General features: G+C 50.6%; 1 protein-coding gene. It reads left to right on the top strand.

Going from position 1 to position 470, the window contains the following annotated elements:
* On the top strand, positions 1-470 hold a 470-nt coding region (locus tag ACTHSW_RS10825), incomplete at both ends, for a collagen-flanked surface repeat-containing protein (RefSeq protein WP_440373918.1).

Raw genomic sequence — 470 nt, 5'->3', positions numbered from 1 at the left:
GACGGTGCAACTGGTGCCAAAGGCGATACCGGCGCAACTGGTGCAACCGGTGCCGATGGTAAGAACGCTGAAGCCGACGTTAAAGACAACGGCAACGGTACCCACACTGTAACCATTAAAGACGGTAACGGTAACACCACTACTACCATCCTTAAAGACGGTGCAACTGGCGCTACCGGTGCAACTGGTGCCGACGGTAAGAACGCTGAAGCCGACGTTAAAGACAACGGCAACGGTACCCACACTGTAACCATCAAAGACGGTAACGGTAACACTACTACTACCATCGTTAAAGACGGTGCAACTGGTGCTGATGGTAAGAATGCTGAAGCCGAAGTTAAAGACAACGGCAACGGTACTCACACTGTAACCATCAAAGACGGTAACGGTAATACCACTACTACCATCGTTAAAGACGGTGCAACTGGTGCTAAAGGTGATACCGGTGCAGACGGTAAGAATGCTAAAGC

The sequence above is a fragment of the Neisseria sp. P0008.S004 genome (assembly GCF_051962755.1).
GTDB classification, from domain to species: domain Bacteria; phylum Pseudomonadota; class Gammaproteobacteria; order Burkholderiales; family Neisseriaceae; genus Neisseria; species Neisseria subflava_A.
This window is presented reverse-complemented; position numbering and strand designations above follow the sequence as displayed.